This window comes from Halomonas sp. DP8Y7-1 (genome assembly GCF_019801685.1).
GTDB lineage: Bacteria > Pseudomonadota > Gammaproteobacteria > Pseudomonadales > Halomonadaceae > Halomonas > Halomonas litopenaei_A.
In genome coordinates, this window is record NZ_JAHVIN010000010.1 from 69,970 (window position 1) to 89,507 (window position 19,538).

The 19,538-nt window shown below is 61.5% G+C and carries 14 protein-coding genes; 9 read left to right on the plus strand and 5 right to left on the minus strand.

What is annotated here, in order from left to right:
• The first annotated feature begins 117 nt into the window (after window positions 1-117).
• On the plus strand, window positions 118-450 hold the full coding sequence (locus KUV41_RS13315) for a tryptophan synthase subunit beta like protein (protein WP_206938103.1): 333 nt from the start codon (window positions 118-120) through the stop codon (window positions 448-450).
• A gap of 150 nt (window positions 451-600) precedes the next feature.
• On the opposite strand, the gene KUV41_RS13320 is transcribed toward KUV41_RS13315, so the two are convergent.
• Genes KUV41_RS13320 through KUV41_RS13340 form a run of 5 tightly spaced genes read right to left on the minus strand, consistent with a single transcriptional unit; the run spans window position 601 to window position 6,590 of the window.
• Window positions 601-2,529, minus strand: a complete 1,929-nt coding sequence (locus KUV41_RS13320) for an EAL domain-containing protein (protein WP_222486504.1) — start codon at window positions 2,527-2,529, stop codon at window positions 601-603.
• Between the two features lie 45 nt (window positions 2,530-2,574).
• On the minus strand, window positions 2,575-3,288 hold the full coding sequence (locus KUV41_RS13325; protein ID WP_222486505.1) for a transglutaminase-like cysteine peptidase: 714 nt from the start codon (window positions 3,286-3,288) through the stop codon (window positions 2,575-2,577).
• A 19-nt stretch (window positions 3,289-3,307) separates the two neighbouring features.
• Complete coding sequence (locus tag KUV41_RS13330; RefSeq protein WP_315900590.1) at window positions 3,308-4,477, minus strand: cation diffusion facilitator family transporter; 1,170 nt, start codon at window positions 4,475-4,477, stop codon at window positions 3,308-3,310.
• Complete coding sequence (locus KUV41_RS13335; protein ID WP_206938124.1) at window positions 4,474-5,643, minus strand: 1-acyl-sn-glycerol-3-phosphate acyltransferase; 1,170 nt, start codon at window positions 5,641-5,643, stop codon at window positions 4,474-4,476. The genes KUV41_RS13330 and KUV41_RS13335 overlap by 4 nt, the downstream gene beginning before the upstream one ends.
• A complete protein-coding gene (locus tag KUV41_RS13340; RefSeq protein ID WP_206938126.1) occupies window positions 5,640-6,590 on the minus strand; it encodes a recombination-associated protein RdgC in 951 nt (316 codons plus the stop codon). The genes KUV41_RS13335 and KUV41_RS13340 overlap by 4 nt, the downstream gene beginning before the upstream one ends.
• A gap of 316 nt (window positions 6,591-6,906) precedes the next feature.
• Between KUV41_RS13340 and KUV41_RS13345 the strand changes: the two genes are divergently transcribed.
• From KUV41_RS13345 to KUV41_RS13380, 8 genes are all read left to right on the plus strand, one after another.
• Window positions 6,907-7,329 (plus strand): acyl-CoA thioesterase, encoded by a 423-nt coding sequence (locus tag KUV41_RS13345; protein WP_206938128.1) that lies wholly within the window; start codon window positions 6,907-6,909, stop codon window positions 7,327-7,329.
• Between the two features lie 181 nt (window positions 7,330-7,510).
• Entirely contained in the window at window positions 7,511-10,282 is a 2,772-nt protein-coding gene (gene gyrA, locus KUV41_RS13350) for a DNA gyrase subunit A (protein ID WP_222486506.1), read from the plus strand.
• Between the two features lie 101 nt (window positions 10,283-10,383).
• Window positions 10,384-11,487 (plus strand): 3-phosphoserine/phosphohydroxythreonine transaminase, encoded by a 1,104-nt coding sequence (gene serC, locus KUV41_RS13355; RefSeq protein ID WP_222486559.1) that lies wholly within the window; start codon window positions 10,384-10,386, stop codon window positions 11,485-11,487.
• 106 nt (window positions 11,488-11,593) lie between these two features.
• Window positions 11,594-12,688: a prephenate dehydratase gene (gene pheA, locus KUV41_RS13360; RefSeq protein WP_222486507.1), complete on the plus strand. Its 1,095-nt coding sequence runs from the start codon at window positions 11,594-11,596 to the stop codon at window positions 12,686-12,688.
• Window positions 12,689-12,690: 2 nt separating this feature from the next.
• The gene (locus tag KUV41_RS13365) at window positions 12,691-14,988 is read left to right on the plus strand and encodes a bifunctional prephenate dehydrogenase/3-phosphoshikimate 1-carboxyvinyltransferase (RefSeq protein ID WP_222486508.1); all 2,298 of its coding nucleotides are present in this window, start codon (window positions 12,691-12,693) and stop codon (window positions 14,986-14,988) included.
• Complete coding sequence (cmk, locus tag KUV41_RS13370) at window positions 14,985-15,677, plus strand: (d)CMP kinase (protein WP_206938136.1); 693 nt, start codon at window positions 14,985-14,987, stop codon at window positions 15,675-15,677. Before KUV41_RS13365 ends, cmk begins: the two co-directional genes overlap by 4 nt.
• Window positions 15,678-15,862: 185 nt before the next feature.
• On the plus strand, window positions 15,863-17,539 hold the full coding sequence (gene rpsA / locus KUV41_RS13375) for a 30S ribosomal protein S1 (protein WP_206938138.1): 1,677 nt from the start codon (window positions 15,863-15,865) through the stop codon (window positions 17,537-17,539).
• Window positions 17,540-18,873: 1,334 nt separating this feature from the next.
• Window positions 18,874-19,251: a histone-like nucleoid-structuring protein, MvaT/MvaU family gene (locus KUV41_RS13380; RefSeq protein ID WP_222239353.1), complete on the plus strand. Its 378-nt coding sequence runs from the start codon at window positions 18,874-18,876 to the stop codon at window positions 19,249-19,251.
• Window positions 19,252-19,538: the final 287 nt, after the last annotated feature.

Sequence of the window (19,538 nt, forward strand, 5' to 3'; positions counted from 1 at the left end):
CCCATCCGTGGGGCCCTAACGAGAATCGAGCAGCGCCCCTGCAGAGTGAGGTCAGGTGCTGGGGCACAAGAGAAAGTTGATATATGCTCGATCAACGAAGAACAGGGAGAAAGCGGCATGTACGTCCAGCGTGACGGGGAAGGTAAGCTTGTCTGCGTGAGCCGAGAGCCAACGGCTATCTGCGACGAGTTCATGGCACCAGATGACCAGGAGTTGCTGGCATTCCTGTCTGACGGCAGCCCGCGCCATGAGCAGTCGCAGTTTCACGCGTCTGATCTGGCGTTTGTGCGGGTACTTGAGGATGTGCTGGACCTGCTGATGGACAAGGGGGTGATCAGCTTTACCGATCTCCCTGAGGCGGCGCGTCGCAAGATCATGGATCGCCAGTCACTGCGTCGTCGCTACAACGACGTGGACCTGGTGGGCGGCGATGATGACCCTCTGATTTAACAGCGCCGTACGCAACAACAAGGCCACCTTTTCAGGTGGCCTTGTTGTTGCTGCCTAGTGGTGTTGTGCGCTCTGGTGGCTTTGTGCTGTCCGTTTGTCAGAGCAAGGCCTGCGTGTAGTCAGGCCTTCGATGGCACTGCGACGAGCCGTCTATCGCCCTGACGCCGCATCCGCGCGGGCCGAGACGGCGGGACCGGTCACGCCGTCGAGGCCTAGCTCGAACAGGGTCTCGATGTCCTCGTCTTCATCGATACCTTCAGCAATCGCCTTGATCGCCAGCGAATGACACAGCGTTGCCATGCCCCTGAGGATGGTCTGCTGCTCTGGACGGTGGGAGACACCTCGACACAGGGTGGCATCGATCTTGATGTAGGACAGGCCAAGATCGCGCAGGTCACCGAGCTGGCGGAAGGCGGCACCGACATGCTCCATGCCCAGGTGGCAGCCGAAGGGCGCCAGCGACTGGCACAGGTAGCGGAAGCTCTCCAGGTCGGCCCGGGCAATGGACTCTGGCACCTCGATCCACAGGAAGGGGGCCGAGTCTGGGCGTGCACTCAGTCGTTGCTGCAGGGCAATGACCACGTTGGGTTGGGTGATGGCGGCGTGGGACAGGTTGATGCCGAGCGGCTGACGGTGGTGATGAATGGTCTCAAGCGCCGTATCGATGACCCGGATATCCAGGCTGTCATGCAGACGCAGACGTGCGATCCAGGGCATGAAGGTGCCCGCCTGGCGCCACTCGCCCTTGATATTGAGGCGTGCCGGCGCTTCGTGGTGAAGCAGGCTGCCCTGGCGGTCCAATACCGGGTACTGGCCCAGCAGGACGCCGTGCTCCATGGCCTCGACCAGGGCGGAACGCCATTCGGCGCGGCTATGGTAGAGAGCGGCCTGTTCTGCGTGGCGGCAGGTTTCAATGGCCTGGCCGGGGCGTGTTTCGGCCATGGACAAGGCGCCGTCCAATGCCGACATCAGCGTGGTGCGGCTTTGACCATGATGATAGGTGCCGAGAGCAGCGGGCAGACGCAGCACCGGTGAATTCTGTTCGGCCAGAGCGGAGAGGTTGTCGCTCAGGCGCTCGCGGGCCCAGGCTTCATCGACGTTGCCGCACAGCAGTAGGGCAAAGTCGCTGCCATTGAGGCGGCCCACATAACCTTCACCATGGGCATCGGCGATGGCCGTCAGGCGCTGGCACAGGTCGCTGAGCACGGCGTTGGTGTGCAGGTGGCCGCGACGCTCGTTGAGCGCGGCCAGGTCGGTGGCACGAATCAGTGCAATGATGCCGTAGCTGGACTCGCCGTCCTGCTCCAGGCTGTAGCTGAGCCGGTCGATAAAGGCGTCGCGGGTCAGGGCGCCGGTGATGGCATCGTGCAGCAGTTGCCGCCGCAGTCGATCGATCTGTTCACTTTCACGCTCCAGCATCTCACGCACGCTTTCCGACAGACGGTTCATCGCTTCCGACACCTCGCGCAGTTCCAGCGTGCGGGGTAGCGGAGCAATGGTGAAGCGGCGCTCGCCAATGTCATGAGCCTGACGCGTGACGGTCTTGAGCGGTCGGCTGATGTGACGCACCAGCATATAGGCGATCAGTAGACTCAGTGCGCCGGCGGCGACGAACCAGCCGGCCATGCGCAGCGTGCTTTGCCACAGCGATTGATAGGCGAAGGCGTGGGTGCTGTCCACCTCCAGGGTGCCGAGCAGGGTCCAGCCGTCCTGAACCGCGGCGGTGCCGCTGGGCACATCGAAGGAGATCAGCTGGCGGAACCAGCCGGGAACGCTATGGTCTTCCGCCACTTCCGAGACGCGCTGAATGATCGGTCGTCCTTCGCCGTCGACCAGCTGCAGCTTGCGGTAGTAACCGGTATCGAACTGCGCCGCGATCATCAGTTCAATGCCCACCAGATCCTGATTGGGAGCATTGCTCATGGCTTGCGCCAGCACATTGGCATTGTCGGTATTCTTGATCTCGAGCTCTTGCTCGATATAGGCACGACTGCCGGTCACCGCCACCAGCAGGCTGCCGCCCAGGGCGATCAGCAGGATGACGATGATGGCGAGCCAGAGTTGTTTGATCAACGACATGGCGGCGTCTCTAGATAAGCGTGAAGCGGAAGATAGGGCATTGGGTCATTGAATCCCTTGTCGGCGCATGCGATCAATCGCATTACGCCAGCGCGAAAGTCGGGCCAGGGGGTCGGCGCGCGACTGCGTGGAGCCTCCTGCCCATAGGCCACTACTATTGAAGCTGAATAGCGGGTCCAGGTCGGTTCGCAGGCTCGCGCGAGAAACGCTGGCGGCGATGTTGTCGAGGATAAGCGGCTCGGCGCTTGGTGTCTCGTAGTACCCCAGGACCATATGGGCCTGGGTAATCTGGCTACGTCCTAGCCTGGCACGTACGTAGATCATGCGCAGTTTGCTGACCGGGATGCCCAGCTCCTTGAGCGTGACGTACTTGGCAATGGAATAGTCTTCGCAGTCGCCGGCACCGCGTCCGAGAGACTCGAGCGGGGTGGCCCAGTAGTCACTCTGGCGCCAGATGGTGCGGTCCTCGAGCCAGCGAACCTTGCGATTGAAGAAGTCGTTGACCTCGCGCAGCTGAGTCGCGATATCGGCACCCCTGAGTCGGTTGATCAGGCTTAGCCACTCCTCCAGCACCTGCACCCCTTGAGCACCAAATTCTGCGCTCATGGCCGAGCGCATTCTGGCGTGGTCCAGAGCGGCACCCGCTGGCTCAGGTGTCGACAGCAGGCCGCCGCCGAGCAGGCTCGCAGTGCCCAGTCCCAGCCAGCGCAGCACGCTGCGGCGGGATACATAGGCGTCGGTCGACGCGGGTGAGGTCATGACAGGGTCCGGGTCGTGGTCAGGCCTTTCCCGGGCCTTGCCACAGCGTCAGCTGTCCCACCCAGGGGAGAGGGGCTAGGTCTCGGCATAATTCGTGAGCTAACTCATCAAGGTCGTCATGATGGATCTGAGAGTCAACGTACAACGAAATATCTACCCGGTCATCCAAATAGTGCAGGTTCAGCGCGAGACGTCGGCGCCAGGCGGGATGTTCTGCCCATCTTTGATCCAGGATTTGCTCGATGTCTGCCCGTAGCGGCAGGCCTGGTCGCAAACTGTGCGCAATCAGGCCTTCATCGTCCTCTGGGTCAATATGGAATGTCACGTCCTTCAATCGGCGCGAGGACTGGCGCAGCTCACGGCTGACGGCGTTACCGATCTCATGGGCCTCCGACACCGTGACCCTGGGCGCCACGACAATGTGCAGGTCGAGCACCACGTCGCTGCCCAGTCGGCGAGTGCGCAGGTCGTGGACGCTCGTGACCCCTGGCACGGATTCGGCCAGACGACGCAGCTGCCGTTCATCTTCGGCCGGAAGTGCGGTATCGATCAATTCCCGGGAGGATTGCCACATCAGTCTTCCCCCCACCCAGCCGACCATCAGGCCCACCACGATGGCGGCTGCGGCGTCCATCCAGCCCACACCGAACTGTCCGCCAATCAGGCCGACCAGCACGACCAGGGTGGAGAGGGCATCGGTGCGCGAGTGCCAGGCGTTAGCCTCGAGCAGTGCCGAGTCCAGCCGCCGTGCCGCGTGCAGCGAATAGTGGAAGATTGCTTCCTTGGCGAGCAGTGATACCACCGCGATACCGATGGCCGTGGCCCCTGGTGCGGTGGCGAGCTGGTCGTCGAGCAGACGCTCGACGCTGGAGGCGGCAATCGCACCGGCGACGAAGATCAGCACGCCGCCCAGCCATAGCGTCGCCAGTGTCTCGATGCGGCCGTGGCCATAGGGGTGGTCACGGTCCGGCGCCTGCCGCCCGTAGTGGGTGGCGGCCAGCACGAAGACATCGGTCACGATATCGGAGAAGGAGTGGATGCCGTCAGCAATCAGCGCGGCAGAGCCGACGATCATCCCGGTGATCAGCTTCATGACGCCGACCACCAGGTCCACGCCGGCGCCAATCAGGGTGACGCCCTGAGCCGTCCAGTAAAAACGACGGGGTGCCGGCGAGGAGGGGGTGCTCACGGCGCGATCTCTCGCCCCGCGCAGTTGATGACCGGATTGGCGTACTGTGCCAGCCACCAGGGTTTGAGATCGTCGGGCACCTGCGCCAATCGCTGTGCAAAGCGCTCCCGGTCGGCGTCGGTGACCTCAGAGAAGTCGAGCAGGTCCGGGTGCGTGCCCAGGGCCTCGAGCGCCAGGTAATGACTGGGAAACAGGTGGTAGTCGCCCAGCACCTGGCGATCGATCTCGGCCGCCACGGCCTCGGGGGTGTCGAAGCTGCGGTCGATGGGTGTGCCGAAGCGCAGGTGAACGCGGCCTTTGTGACCAGTGATGCCCGCCACGATCGAGCTGATATCCTCGAATTCGCTCTTGTTGTAGCCGCCATCCTCGCTGACGGCTTTCAGTTCTCTGGCCTTCTGGATATCGCAGGGGTCGTATTCGTAGCTGATGGCCACCGGGACCAGGCGCAGCGCCTCGACGCCTTCGCCCAGGGGGGCGTGACGATTGTCGGCACGATGGGCCATTGTCATCATCTTGATAATGGCCGGATCGGTACGGTCGATACCGTCCTTGGCGCGGCCCTCGCGCTGGGCCATCCAGATCGAGTGGTTGTCGTCCTGAATCGAGTGGCGAATGTAGCTCGAGAGCTGAAGGTAGGCCTGCAGCATGGCGCGCTTGCCGCGGGCGCTGCGAGGCACGATGAAGCTCTTGTTCAGGCGCATCAGGTCGGTGACATAAGGCTTCTTGAGCAGGTTGTCACCGATGGCGATGCGCACCGTATTGCGGTTGGCCAGGTACAGGGCATAGTTGACGAAGGCCGGATCCAGCGAGATGTCGCGATGGTTGCCGATGAACAGATAGGCCGTGTCGGCATCCAGCGCGTCGAGACCATCTACTCGGAAGTCGTCGGTGGAGGTGCGCAGCATGCGCTGCATGTAGCTGGCGATGCGCTGCTGGAATTGCGCGACGCTGGTCACATCGCGGGTCTCACGCTTGATCGCCCAGCTGGCCAGAGCGCGGGAGACGCGAGGCATCAGTCGCGAGAGACGCGGCAGGCGATAACGCGTCAACGCGGTCAACAGCTCAGGGTCTTCTGACAGGCGTGCAAGCGTCGCCGCCACCTCGTCATCCTGATAAGGGCGTATGTCGTGCCAGGGATCCTGCCCGGCCTCAGCATTCGAAGTCATGTTGTCGTCGCAGTCAGGTCAGTAGCCGTAACGGAGTTGCTCTGGGCTTCACCGCCCAGCCAGTCGATCAGGCGATCCACGCTGTCACCCAGCGTTTGTGCCATCAAAATAAAGTCGGTTTCCATCCGCAGAACGGCATCGTCACCGTCATCGGCCTGGTTGGCTTCATCAATCAAGGCATCATCAAAGGCCAGCGACTTGACGGCCAGGTCGTCATGCAGCACGAAGCGCAGACGTCCCTCCATGGCCAGTGCCAGCTTGCTGGCCTGGCGCCCACCTTCCAGAAGTTGCTGGATGTCGTCACCGTCCAGGTCCACCTGGCGTGCCTTGAGTACGCCATCGTCGCCCTTGGCCTTCAGCTCCACCTGATCACCCAACAGCATATCGGCGGGACGCGATGAGGCGTCATTGAGCCAGGTGGTCATGGCGCGAATCGGCAGGGTCTGGGCCGCCAGCGGCGTCACCTTGAGGCTTCCCAGGGTTTCGCGCAACAGGTCCAACAGCTCTTCTGCACGCTTGCGGCTGGAGCTGTTGACCGCAATCAGGTTGCGCCGGGTGTCCCACCAAAGGTCAGTCTTCTGGCTGCGGACGAAGGCGCGGGGCAGCAGCTCTTCGTAGACCTGCTCCTTGATCGCCTGTTTTTCCTGGCGGCGCAGCTTGCGGCTCTCCTGGGCTTCGATGACCTCAACTCGCTCCTCGACCTCTTCCTTCACGACCGAGGCCGGCAGAATGCGCTCCTGGCGCAGGGCGGTCATCAGCCGCTGGCCTTGCAATTCGTGCAGGTAGCGATCACTGCCACGACCGGCGGGGGCTGTCCAGCCGCTGCGGCGAGCCTCGCTGCTGCCGAGCGGACGAAAAGCCTGTTCAGCGAGGGCTGTTTCCAGCTGCTCGCTGTCCAGTGTGCTGGCGTCGTGCAGACGATAGAGGTGCAAGTGCTTGAACCACATGAAGCAATTCTCGGGTCGAAAAGGAGGCACATTATGGCGAATGGTGTTCTCGGGTGCCAGTGACCCGCTCAGGTCGGTCGCGATTGCGCCAACGCTGGCGGCCTAGGGTGAAAAAGATGCAGCGGTCAGGCCTGTATCGAAGGCAAGCGTAGCAGCGAAGCGCCGCTTCGCCTCTGCCTCTTTGGGGGCGGTATTGCCAGCAGGCTCGACAGCGCTCAGTATCAAACAGTAGTTTGAATGTTGGGTGTCGGCGTCTTGTTATCGACGTTGAGGTATCGACACCCTCTTTGAGCGGAACATCGACAAGGAGAGCAGCATGCAGGACAAGATCGGCAAGGTGACGGTGGCCGTGCGTGGCTACCACCTGGACGGCTATGGCCACGTCAATCACGCCCGTTACCTGGAGTTCATGGAGGAGGGGCGGTGGGACTATTTCGACCGTCATCCGGCGTTGATGTCGCGCCTGGCGACCGGTGACATCGCCTTCGTTGCGGTGAATCTGAACGTCGACTACCGCGAAGCGGCGGTGACGGGGGATCGCCTCGAGGTGGCAACCCGTCTGTCGGTGCTGGGTGGGCGCAGTGCCAAGATGCACCATGAGATCCTGCGACAGCGGGATGGTGCCACGGTGGTCCGCGCTGAGCTGACCTTTGTTCTGCTCGATGTCGCCAGCAACAAGGCAATGACCATCGATGGAGAGCTGCGTGATGCCCTGGCGGCGCTGGTGGTAGTGGACTGACGCTGCCTGCTGCGCCATTGGCGTCTGCGAGCCGCTGAAGAAATGATGACAAGTGCCTGGAAGCAATGACAGACGCTGCGCTATAGCCACCAAGGGTGGTATGCTACGTGGCTGTATTTGTGCGCCTTGTCACGGCTGCGTGACGCGCCTACCTGTTGCTGTGCAAAGGACTTGACGACCCATGGGTGACATCGCCAGAGAGATTCTGCCAGTCAATATCGAGGACGAGCTGAAGCAGTCGTACCTCGATTACGCGATGAGCGTGATCATCGGCCGAGCGCTGCCGGACGTGCGCGATGGCCTGAAGCCGGTTCATCGGCGTGTGCTGTTTGCGATGCACGAGCTGGGTAACGACTGGAACAAGCCGTACAAGAAGTCTGCCCGTGTGGTGGGTGACGTCATCGGTAAATACCACCCCCACGGCGACAGTGCGGTGTACGACACCATCGTGCGCATGGCGCAGGACTTTTCCATGCGCCATGTGCTCGTCGATGGCCAGGGCAACTTCGGTTCCATTGATGGCGACAATGCCGCCGCGATGCGTTACACCGAGGTTCGCATGGCCAAGCTGGCCCATGAGCTGCTGGCTGACCTCGAGAAGGATACCGTCGACTGGGTCGACAACTACGACGGCACCGAGCGTATTCCCGACGTACTGCCGACCAAGGTGCCCAACCTGCTGGTCAACGGTTCGTCCGGTATCGCGGTGGGCATGGCGACCAACATCCCGCCCCACAACATGAACGAGATCATCAACGCCTGTCTGGCGCTGGTCGACGACTACACCCTGAGCGTCGATGATCTGATGGAGCATGTGCCGGGGCCCGATTTCCCTACCGGCGGCATCATCAATGGCCGCGCCGGTATTCTCGAGGCCTATCGTACCGGCCGCGGGCGCATCTATATCCGTGCCAAGCACACCATCGAGCATGACGATAAGAGTGGTCGTGACCACATCATCGTCACCGAACTGCCTTACCAGGTGAACAAGGCGCGTCTGATCGAAAAGATCGCCGAGCTGGTCAAGGACAAGAAGATCGACGGTATCGCCGAGCTGCGTGACGAGTCCGACAAGGACGGCTTGCGCGTGGTGATCGAGGTCAAGCGTGGCGAGAGCGGCGAGGTAGTGGTGAACAATCTGTTCGCCCAGACTCAGCTGCAGAACGTTTTCGGCATCAACATGGTGGCGCTGGAAGACGGCGAGCCGAAGACCATGAACCTCAAGGAGGTTCTGGAAGCCTTCATTCGTCATCGGCGTGAAGTGGTGACCCGCCGGACCCTGTTCGAGCTGAAGAAGGCCCGAGAGCGCGGCCACATCCTCGAGGGCCTGGCGGTTGCCATCTCCAACATCGATGAAGTGATCGAGCTGATCAAGGCCTCGCCCAACGCTGCCGAAGCCAAGGAAAAGCTGCTGTCGAAATCCTGGCAGCCCGGCCAGGTGACCGGCATGCTCGAGCGCGCCGGCGCCACGTCGTGCAAGCCCGAAGATCTGGAGGAAGGCTTTGGTCTCAACACGGTGGGTACCGAGTACCGCCTGTCGCCGGCTCAGGCCCAGGCGATTCTCGAGCTGCGTCTGCATCGCCTGACCGGACTCGAGACGGAAAAGCTGCTGGACGAGTACCTGTCGATCCTCGAGAAGATTGCCGAGCTGATGGCCATTCTGGCTTCCGCGGACCGTCTGCTGGAGGTGATTCGCGAAGAACTGATCGCCGTGCGTGACCAGTTCGGCGATGAGCGTCGCACCGACATCCAGGCCAGCCACCTTGATCTGTCGATCGAGGACCTGATTGCCGAGGAAGACATGGTGGTGACCGTGTCTCGTTCGGGCTACGCCAAGACCCAGCCGTTGTCCGACTACCAGGCCCAGCGTCGCGGCGGGCGCGGCAAGTCGGCCACGGCCATGAAGGACGAAGACGTCATCGAGCACCTGCTGGTGGCGTCGACCCATGACACGGTGCTGCTGTTCTCCAACCGCGGCAAGGTGTACTGGCTCAAGGTCTACGAAATGCCGGCCGCCAGCCGAGGCTCCCGTGGCAAGCCGCTGGTCAATCTGCTGCCGCTGGATGAGGGTGAGGCGATCAACGCCATCATGCCGGTGAAGGATTACGATCCGAACTGCTACATCTTCTTCGCCACGGCTCGCGGTACGGTCAAGCGCACCAGCCTGGAGCAGTTCTCGCGCCCGCGCAGCGTCGGTTTGATTGCCATCGACCTCGAGGAGGGCGATCGCCTGGTCGGCGCCGCCATCACCTCGGGCAGCGACCATGCCATGCTGCTGTCGTCCAACGGCAAGGCGATCCGCTTCGAGGAGTCCCAGGTGCGTGCCATGGGGCGTACCGCACGTGGGGTGCGCGGCATGCGCCTGCTCGATGATGCGGAAGTGATCAGCCTGATCATTCCCCAGAGCCTGGAAATCGATGCGGACGCCGAAGGCGGAGAGCACGGTGAGGCCAGCGACGTCGAGAGCGTGGGTGATGATGGTCAGATCTATATCCTGACCGCCAGTGAAAACGGTTACGGCAAGCGCACCCGTCTTGAGGAGTTCCCCCTGCGCGGTCGCGGTGGTCAGGGCGTTATCGCCATGCAGACCAGCGCACGTAACGGCGCCATGGTAGCCGCCATGCAGGTGCTGTCCTCCGACGAGATGATGCTGATCACCGACCGCGGCACGCTGGTGCGTACTCGGGTCGAGGAAGTCTCGATCAGCTCACGTAACACGCAAGGGGTGACGCTGATTCGTCTCGGCGATGCCGAATCCCTGGTCAAGACCGTGCGTATTCAAGAGCTCGAGGGCGAGGACGCCGAAGACCTCGATGACGAGTCTGCGTCCCCCGAGAGCGCGGCAGAGGAGATCTCTGCAGAAGAGGACGCTGCAGAGGGAAGCACTTCAGAGGAAGGTTCTGGAGAGGACGGCCCCTCTGACGACAGCGCTGCCGATAACAATAACGACTGATCCCGGGATGGCGCGGCGCCCATAGCGGGTGCCGCCCCCCCGCCCTGTGACAGGTCGGCGCCTGCGGGCGCCTCCCCATGACGATCGATCGCCAGGACACCATGACACGCCACTATAATTTCTGTGCGGGCCCAGCCGCCCTGCCTACCGCGGTACTTGAGCGCGCTCAGCGCGAGATGCTGGACTATCAGGGGCGCGGCCTCTCGGTGATGGAAATGAGTCACCGTTCCAGCGAGTACGTTGCCATCGCTGAGCAGGCCGAGGCGGACCTGCGCGAGCTGCTGGCTGTCCCCGACAACTACCGCGTGCTGTTTACTCAGGGCGGAGCGACCCAGCAGTTTGCCGCGGTACCTTACAACCTGCTGGGCCACGGCGGTCAGGCCAACTTCCTCGAGACCGGTATCTGGGGCAAGAAGGCCATTAAGGAGGCGCAACATCTGTTCGGTCGCGCTCACATCGCCGCCTCCAGCGCGTCAAATGGGCATGTGGAGGCGCCTCGCGACAGTGATATTGCGCTGTCTGATGATGCCGCTTACCTGCATGTGACGCCTAACGAGACCATCGGTGGCCTGGCGCTGGACTATCTGCCCAGCGCCCGTCGCGCAGATGGGGTCGAGGTGCCACTGGTGGCCGACCTGTCGTCCACGATCCTGTCGGGGCCTCTGGATGTGTCGCGCTACGGCGTCATCTACGCAGGCGCCCAGAAGAACATTGGGCCCGCTGGCCTGGTGCTGGTGATCGTGCGTGATGATCTGCTGGACCGGGCGGTGGACAGCATGCCAAGCCTGTTCAGCTATCGTGCCCTGGCTGAGGCCGGTTCGATGATCAACACCCCGGCCACCTACAGCTGGTATCTGGCGGGGCTGGTGTTTGACTGGCTCAAGCGGGACATCGGTGGGGTAGACGCCATGGCTGAGATCAATGCACGCAAGGCCGGCAAGCTTTACGCCGCCATCGATGCCAGTGACTTCTATTCCAATCCCATCGCGAGGCGCAACCGGTCTCAGATGAATGTGCCCTTCGTGCTGGCGGACAGCGCCCTGGAGGGCGATTTCCTGCGCGAAGCGGACGCGGCGGGCCTGCTCAACCTGAAAGGGCACCGCAGTGTGGGTGGCATGCGTGCGAGTCTGTACAACGCCGTGCCGGAAGCCGCAGTGGATGCGCTGGTGGCCTTCATGAGCGATTTCGAGACGCGGCGCGGCTAGGCAGCAGGGCAGCGATACGACATGTGTCGCGGCCCGCGCCAGGTTGGATCAGCCGTCCTATGCCACATGCCCGTACCTGCGGCAGGGCGTGACAAGGAGACACATGATGAGTGATTCGAAAGAATCGGGACTCGCGTCGCTGCGTCAGCGCATCGACCATATCGATACCGAGATTCTGCGCCTGATCAGCGAGCGTGCCGAGTGCGCGCGCCAGGTTGCCGAGACCAAGACCGCCAGTGACCCCCAGGCGGTGTTCTATCGTCCTGAGCGTGAAGCCCAGGTTCTGCGCCGGGTCATGGAGCTGAACCAGGGGCCGCTGGACAGCGAGGAAATGGCCAGACTGTTTCGCGAGATCATGTCCGCGTGCCTGGCGCTGGAGCAGCCGATCAAGGTGGCCTACCTGGGCCCCGAGGGGACCTTTACCCAGCAGGCGGCGCTCAAGCACTTTGGCGATAGCGCCGTGAGTCTGCCCATGGCGGCGATTGATGAAGTCTTCCGCGAGGTGGACGCGGGCGCGGTCAACTATGGCGTGGTACCGGTGGAGAACTCTACCGAAGGGGTGATCAACCACACGCTGGACTCGTTCATCGACTCTGGCCTGCGTATCAGTGGTGAGGTGGTGCTGCGCATCCATCATCATCTGCTGGTTGCGGACACCACGCTGAAGGACAAGGTCTCTCGGATTTATTCCCATCCCCAGTCCTTCGCCCAGTGTCGCAAGTGGCTCGATGCCCACTATCCTCACGCCGAGCGCGTGCCGGTGTCATCGAATGCCGAGGCCGCTCGCCTGGTCAAGAGCGAGTGGCATAGTGCGGCCATTGCGGGAGACATGGCCGCCAAGCTTTACGGCCTGACGCATGTCGCCGAGAAGATCGAGGATCGCCCGGATAACTCCACGCGCTTCTTGATCATCGGCAATCAGGATGTGCCGATGTCCGGTGTCGACAAGACATCGCTGGTGGTGGCGACCCGCAACCAGCCCGGGGCATTGCACGACCTGCTGGAACCTTTCCACCGCCACCAGATCGATCTGACTCGTCTGGAGACGCGCCCCTCCCGCACTGGCGCCTGGAACTATGTGTTCTTCATCGATTTCAGCGGACATGTGGAAGAGCCGAGGGTGTCGGCGCTACTGGAGGAAGTGCGCCTGCGCGTGTCCGAAGTGAAGGTGCTGGGGTCCTACCCCCAGGGGGTTCTGTAGGCATGGGGAGTAGTGGTTCACCTTTGCCATCTTCATCGCGTATCGTCATCGTAGGTCTTGGATTGATTGGCGGCTCCCTGGCCGCCGCCCTGCGCCAGGCAGGCGTCGGTCAGGCTGACGGCAGTACCCTGTTGGCGTGTGATTGCGACGAGCGGGAGGTCGCGCTTGGCGTCAAGATGGGCCTGATTGATGCGGGAGGCCCATCTCTCGAGTCGGTGATCGACGGGGCGACTCTGGTGATCCTGGCGGTGCCGGTGATGGCCATGGGCAAGGTCATGGCGGAGCTGCAGGCGCTGCGGCATCGGGCCGCGGACGACCTGGTGATCACCGACGTAGGCAGCACCAAGGGCGCCATCGCCGAGGCCGCGGTGGCGGCATTTGGCGAGTTGCCGCCGCGCTTCGTCCTGGGACACCCGATTGCGGGTTCGGAGAAGAGCGGCGTGGCAGCGGCCAACCCGGATCTGTACCAGGCCCACAAGGTGATCCTGACGCCCATGGCCGATACCGACCACGAGGCGCTGATGCGGGTTCGCAGCCTGTGGCAGCTCGCCGGGGCCGAGGTGCTGGAGATGGACATCGCGCGTCACGACCAGGTGCTTGCTCGCACCAGCCATCTGCCCCATCTGCTGGCGTTCTCCCTGGTCGACACGCTGGCACGCCAGGACGAGCGCCTCGAGATCTTTCGCTATGCCGCCGGTGGCTTTCGCGATTTTACCCGGATCGCCGGCAGCGACCCTGTGATGTGGCGTGATGTCTTTCAGGCCAATCGCGGCGCCGTGCTTGAGGCGCTGGATGACTTCGAGGCCGGACTCGCACAGTTACGTGAGGCGGTGGAGCGCGGTGATGGGGATCATCTGCTGGGGACCTTCGATAGGGCCAGCCACGCGCGCCACTATTTTGATACCTTGCTCAACCAGACCAGTTATCAGGCGGAATATCAGATGCAAGAAACAGCCATGCTGCGCTATCGGGTAGCCCCCGGTGGTAGCGTTACCGGTCGCATTCGCGTGCCTGGTGACAAGTCGGTGTCACATCGTTCCATCATGCTGGGTGCCCTGTCTGAAGGGGTGACCGAGGTGTCCGGTTTCCTCGAGGGCGAGGACAGCCTTGCCACCTTGCAGGCGTTCCGCGAGATGGGCGTGGCCATCGAAGGGCCCCATCATGGGCGAGTCACCATTCATGGCGTCGGCATGCACGGCCTGAAGAAGCCGGCGGGCCCTCTCTATGTGGGCAATGCCGGCACCGCCATGCGCCTGTTTGCGGGTCTCTTGGCCGGCCAGGCATTTGATACCGAGTTGACCGGCGATACCTCGCTGACACGTCGTCCGATGGGGCGTGTGGCAGACCCTCTGCGTCAGATGGGGGCCGTCATCGACACCGCCGAGGGCGGTCGTCCGCCGCTCAAGATCAAGGGTGGTCAGGCGCTCAAGGGAATCCATTACGACATGCCCATGGCCAGCGCCCAGGTCAAGTCGTGCCTGCTCTTGGCGGGCATGTTTGCCGAAGGCGAAACCCGTGTGCGTGAGCCTGCGCCGACCCGGGATCATACCGAGCGCATGCTCAACGGCTTTGGCTACGACGTGCAGCGAGACGGTGACACCTGCTGGCTGCAGGGGGGCGGTCACCTGACTGCGGGTCCCATCGATGTGCCGTCCGACATCTCTTCGGCGACCTTCTTTCTGGTAGCGGCAGCCATCACGCCGGGCTCTGACCTGGTGCTGGAACATGTCGGTATCAACCCGACCCGGATTGGCGTGATCAACATCCTGCTGGCCATGGGGGCGGACCTGCGCCTCGACAATCAGCGTGAGGTGGGCGGCGAACCGGTCGCTGATCTGCATATCCGCTATCGGCCCCTTTCCGGCATCGATATTCCGGTGGACCAGGTGCCGCTGGCCATCGACGAGTTTCCTGCGCTGTTCATCGCGGCCGCCAATGCCCAGGGCGTCACGCGCCTGCGTGGGGCTGAGGAGCTGCGCGTCAAGGAGTCTGACCGCCTGCAGTCCATGGCCGACGGCATGAGCGCGCTGGGTATCGAGAATACCCTCTACGATGATGGCATCGACATCGTCGGCAAGGGCGGCGACGGCGCCAATTACGCTGGCGGCACTGTGGAGAGTCATGAAGATCACCGCATCGCCATGGCGTTCACCATCGCGGCGCTGCGGGCCAGTGCGCCGATCGAGGTCAACGACTGCGCCAACGTGGCGACGTCATTCCCCGGCTTCGTGGAGCTTGCCCGCGGTGTCGGTCTTCAGCTCGATGAGCTGCGTGAAGAGGCGCGTGAGGAGGGGGTATGAGCCAGATCGAACACGCTGACGTCCCGGTATTGACCATTGATGGTCCTGGTGGGGCGGGCAAGGGTACGATCAGCCGCCTGATCGCCGAGCGGCTGGGCTGGCATCTGCTGGACAGCGGCTGTCTGTATCGCCTGACGGCCCTGTCAGCCCTTCAGCGGGGTATTGCGCTGGATGACGAGGGTCAGCTGGAGCGGCTGGCGCGTCAGCTCGATGTGGTGTTTCGGGCGACGGATGGTGAGGTCATCGTCGAGCTGGAAGGCGTGGATGTGACCCGGGAAATTCGCACCGAGCAGGTCGGTAACAGTGCCTCTCTGGTAGCCGCTCTGCCTGCGGTGCGCCAGGCGCTGCTCAAGCGTCAGCGGGACTTCCGCAAGGCCCCTGGGCTGGTGGCCGATGGTCGCGACATGGGCACCGTGGTGTTCACCGCTGCGCCACTGAAGATTTTCCTCACCGCAAGCGCAGAGGAGAGGGCGCGACGGCGCCATCTCCAGTTGCGGGAGGCAGGCGTCGATGCTAGTCTATCGAGTCTTTTGAAGGAGATTCAGGCGCGAGACGACCGCGATACGAATCGCAGTGTCGCCCCGCTGGTGCCGGCCGATGATGCCATCGAGCTGGACACGACAAGCCTGAGCATACCGGAAGTGGTGGATCGGCTGACCCAGCTCTTATCCCGAAAGGGTCTGTGCTGAGACTTCTGAACTCCCTTGCGGCGTCCCCGGCAAGATGTCACGACGTGCTCGAGTGCATGAAACGGAAAACTCGTTCAGGTCTAACCAGTGTCAACATCCCCGGGGGTTTTTGAATATGGCCCGCACTTGCTGGTGGTGCGGAGAAGCGGCCCTGCCGCACTCAACGTTGATCACGTAGGAACATCATGAGCGAAAGCTTTGCTGAACTGTTTGAACAGTCTCTCCAGGACATCAACATGGAGCCGGGCGCGATCGTCGCGGCTACTGTCGTCGACATCGAAGGTGACTGGGTCACCGTCAATGCCGGCCTGAAGTCCGAAGGTCAGATCCCTGCCGCGCAATTCCGCGACGACAGCGGCGAGCTGACCATTGCCGTTGGTGACGAGGTCCACGTGGCCCTCGAAGCCGTGGAAGACGGCTTCGGTGAAACCCGCCTGTCCCGCGAGAAGGCCAAGCGCGCCGAAGCGTGGAAGGTGCTGGAAGCTGCCTTCGAGAAGGAAGAGATCGTCAAGGGCGTGATCAACGGCAAGGTCAAGGGCGGCTTCACTGTCGACGTCGACTCCATCCGTGCCTTCCTGCCGGGCTCCCTGGTCGACGTTCGTCCGGTGCGCGACACCACGCACCTGGAAAACAAAGAGCTGGACTTTAAGGTCATCAAGCTCGATCCGAAGCGCAACAACGTTGTCGTTTCTCGCCGCGCCGTGCTCGAAGCCGAGAACAGTGCCGAGCGTGAAGCTCTGCTGGCGACCCTGCAGGAAGGTCAGCAGATCATCGGTATCGTCAAGAACCTGACCGACTACGGTGCCTTCGTTGATCTGGGCGGCGTTGACGGCCTGCTCCACATCACCGACATGGCGTGGAAGCGTATCAAGCATCCGAGCGAAATCGTTGCTGTTGGCGACGAGATCAGCGTCAAGGTGCTCAAGTTTGACCGTGAGCGCAACCGCGTTTCTCTGGGTCTCAAGCAGCTGGGCGAAGATCCCTGGGTCAACATCAAGGATCGTTACCCGGAAGGCACCAAGGTGCACGCTCGCGTCACCAACCTCACCGACTACGGCTGCTTCGCCGAGCTGGAAGAGGGTGTCGAAGGTCTGGTTCACGTCTCTGAAATGGACTGGACCAACAAGAACATCCATCCGTCCAAAGTGGTTCAGGTCGGTGACGATGTCGACGTCATGGTGCTGGACATCGACGAAGAGCGTCGTCGTATTTCCCTGGGTATCAAGCAGTGCACTGCCAACCCGTGGGAAACCTTCAACGCCCAGTTCAACAAGGGCGACCGCGTTGCGGGTACCATCAAGTCCATCACCGACTTCGGTATCTTCATCGGTCTGGACGGTGGCATCGACGGCCTGGTTCACCTGTCCGACATCTCCTGGACCGAGACTGGCGAAGAAGCCGTGCGCTCCTTCAAGAAGGGCGACGAAGCGGAAGCCGTCATTCTGTCTATCGATCCGGAGCGTGAGCGCATCTCCCTGGGTATCAAGCAGCTCGATACCGATCCGGTTGCCGAGTTCCTGTCTGTGAACGACAAGGGCACTGTGGTCACTGGTCGCGTTGTTGAAGTTGATGCCAAGGAAGCTCACGTCGAGCTGGCTACCGACGTCATCGCCGTGCTGAAAGCCTCTGAAATCAGCGCTGATCGCGTCGAAGACGCACGCAACGTGCTGAACGAAGGCGACAGCGTCGAGGCCCGCATCGTCGGCGTCGATCGCAAGAACCGCCAGATCGCCCTGTCCGTCAAGGCCAAGGATCAGGACGACACGCGTCGCAACATGACCAAGCTGCGCGAGCAGGAAGTCGAGACCGGTGGCCCGACCACCATCGGCGACCTCATCAAGCAGCAGATGGGTCAGGACTAAGTCGCCTCTCGACTCACGTCGAGCACGACAAGGTTCAAGGCGCCTCCTTCGGGAGGCGCTTTTTTTTGTCTCATCATTTATATGTACCGCTCGCTTGGGGTCTCGGATATAAAGTGACGGCACAATACCAAGTGCACCGACGGAGACATTGGGCGGGTACTTAGCAACCCCGACACGGCGAAGCGAATAGACGGAGTGATACTGGACGTGGGTTCCAAGGCGTCAAGCCGATCTTGCTAGTTGTAAATATATGTCAGATTGGCGACGCCTCGGCCGGGCAAGACGCCCTTCCTGCAAAGACGCTTCTCCTAGCAAGACACCCTTCATAGCAAGACAACCTTCATGGCGAGAAGATCTTCATGAACAAAGACCCTTCAGGGAAAGATAGCGCTTTATAAAAGCGCTATCTCCTTTGAATGGGTGTCCTCCGCGAAAACCCTATGCAAACCCCCGTGCAAACCGAGAGGGCGGGGCATAGCGGTCACACCACCATATGCTGAAAGAGGTTGTCAGGGAGAATGAGAGAGCCATTTCTGTGATACCGGCCACGCCTTGCTGGTGAATGCTTCACCAGATCTTGTTCGCCGTAACATGGAGGCGCGCTCTTCGTGGCATCTAGATGCCGAGCGTACCCGAAAATAGCGAGCGCCTGGCAATAGACGGTGCCTCGCAATAGAGGATGCCTGGCGATAGATCGTTCTGAGCGGTAGAGAGCTCCTGGTGATAGATCGTTCTGGGCGGTAGAGACTGCCTGGTAATAGATCATCCAGAGCCGTAGAGAGCCTTTGTCAGCTTGGTGCTCCAGTGCCGTGGGTAGCGTCAAGGAGGGTGGGATAGCCGTGTGTCTGTGCATTCAGGGATATGGCGGGAGCCCATAGTAGGCTCACTGCGGTAGGGCGCTGCTGTTGTCGTGTGGCGAAGGCGATAACGGCAGGGCAACAGTTAATACTGTTTACTTTGTGAGACAAGGGTGTTGAATGTCGCGCCTGTATCGATATGGCGACATATTGTTCCACGCACCGTTGCCAAATATGCCTCAATTATATTAGTAAAATCTTTAGTGGCTATTTCCTTTTTTTGTTCACGTTGTCATATGTTCGCTCAAGCCAAGTATTCCATTCCGCTTGCCAGATAGTGGGACAGAAGGTGGGGCTGGACAACGTTAGCGATGGGGGTTAGGTTAATTATTGTCCGATCTTGCCCCTACATTGCCGCAGTGTATCTATCATTGTGGTGTCTCGACCTAGTGTGCGTTGTTAAAGATGGTTGTCACACAGAGATGCAAGAGTGATAATACCGCGGCATCCGAAAGCAACTACTACAGGTTTACGCCAATGTCTTCATTGTTGAATGACTACATGCAGATGGAGCAGCAGCTGCAGCAGCTCCAGCAGCGACTCGATCAACTGCAGAATGACGATCGTCTCAAGTCAGAGCTCGAGTTCAAGGGAAAGCTCGAAGAACTGATGAAAGAGTTCGATAAGAGTGCCTCCGACGTTATCGCTATTCTTCAGCCGAAGCCCGCTGCTGCTGGCAAGGCTGCTGCACCCGCCGCTGGTGGTCGCCGCAAGCGCAAGCTGAAGATCTACAAGAACCCGAATACCGGCGAAGTGGTGGAAACTCGTGGTGGTAACCACAAGACACTGAAAGCCTGGAAGGAAGAGCACGGCAACGATACCGTCGAATCCTGGCTGGTTCGTGTTGAAGGCTAAAGCCAGCGCTTTGTGACGGAGCGGTGATACGGCATTTGATGTAGCGTAGCTCCCGTCATGATCGCTCGCCCGGGTAGGGAATGGTGAAATGTCACCGTCATCCTGCTCGGGCGATGTCGTTTTAGCGCCGGTAGGGCGAGGCTTGGTGTGTCCTTTTGGCGTTTACTCGATATCGCCTCGCCACCGTCAGGGTGCGTAGCCCACCAGCGTCTCTTTGTTGATGCTGTCGCCGGCACCCGGGGGCTCTCTCACATCCCGCAGGGTTCTTGTAGAGTCTGTTGACGAGG

What these genes read in the sequence shown, in the direction of transcription:
- KUV41_RS13315 (WP_206938103.1), top strand. Translation starts at nt 118, where the DNA reads ATGTACGTCCAGCGTGACGGGGAAGGTAAGCTTGTCTGCGTGAGCCGA.
- KUV41_RS13320 (WP_222486504.1), bottom strand. Translation starts at nt 2,529, where the DNA reads ATGTCGTTGATCAAACAACTCTGGCTCGCCATCATCGTCATCCTGCTG.
- KUV41_RS13325 (WP_222486505.1), bottom strand. Translation starts at nt 3,288, where the DNA reads ATGACCTCACCCGCGTCGACCGACGCCTATGTATCCCGCCGCAGCGTG.
- KUV41_RS13335 (WP_206938124.1), bottom strand. Translation starts at nt 5,643, where the DNA reads ATGACTTCGAATGCTGAGGCCGGGCAGGATCCCTGGCACGACATACGC.
- KUV41_RS13340 (WP_206938126.1), bottom strand. Translation starts at nt 6,590, where the DNA reads ATGTGGTTCAAGCACTTGCACCTCTATCGTCTGCACGACGCCAGCACA.
- KUV41_RS13345 (WP_206938128.1), top strand. Translation starts at nt 6,907, where the DNA reads ATGCAGGACAAGATCGGCAAGGTGACGGTGGCCGTGCGTGGCTACCAC.
- gyrA (WP_222486506.1), top strand. Translation starts at nt 7,511, where the DNA reads ATGGGTGACATCGCCAGAGAGATTCTGCCAGTCAATATCGAGGACGAG.
- serC (WP_222486559.1), top strand. Translation starts at nt 10,384, where the DNA reads ATGACACGCCACTATAATTTCTGTGCGGGCCCAGCCGCCCTGCCTACC.
- pheA (WP_222486507.1), top strand. Translation starts at nt 11,594, where the DNA reads ATGAGTGATTCGAAAGAATCGGGACTCGCGTCGCTGCGTCAGCGCATC.
- KUV41_RS13365 (WP_222486508.1), top strand. Translation starts at nt 12,691, where the DNA reads ATGGGGAGTAGTGGTTCACCTTTGCCATCTTCATCGCGTATCGTCATC.
- cmk (WP_206938136.1), top strand. Translation starts at nt 14,985, where the DNA reads ATGAGCCAGATCGAACACGCTGACGTCCCGGTATTGACCATTGATGGT.
- rpsA (WP_206938138.1), top strand. Translation starts at nt 15,863, where the DNA reads ATGAGCGAAAGCTTTGCTGAACTGTTTGAACAGTCTCTCCAGGACATC.
- KUV41_RS13380 (WP_222239353.1), top strand. Translation starts at nt 18,874, where the DNA reads ATGTCTTCATTGTTGAATGACTACATGCAGATGGAGCAGCAGCTGCAG.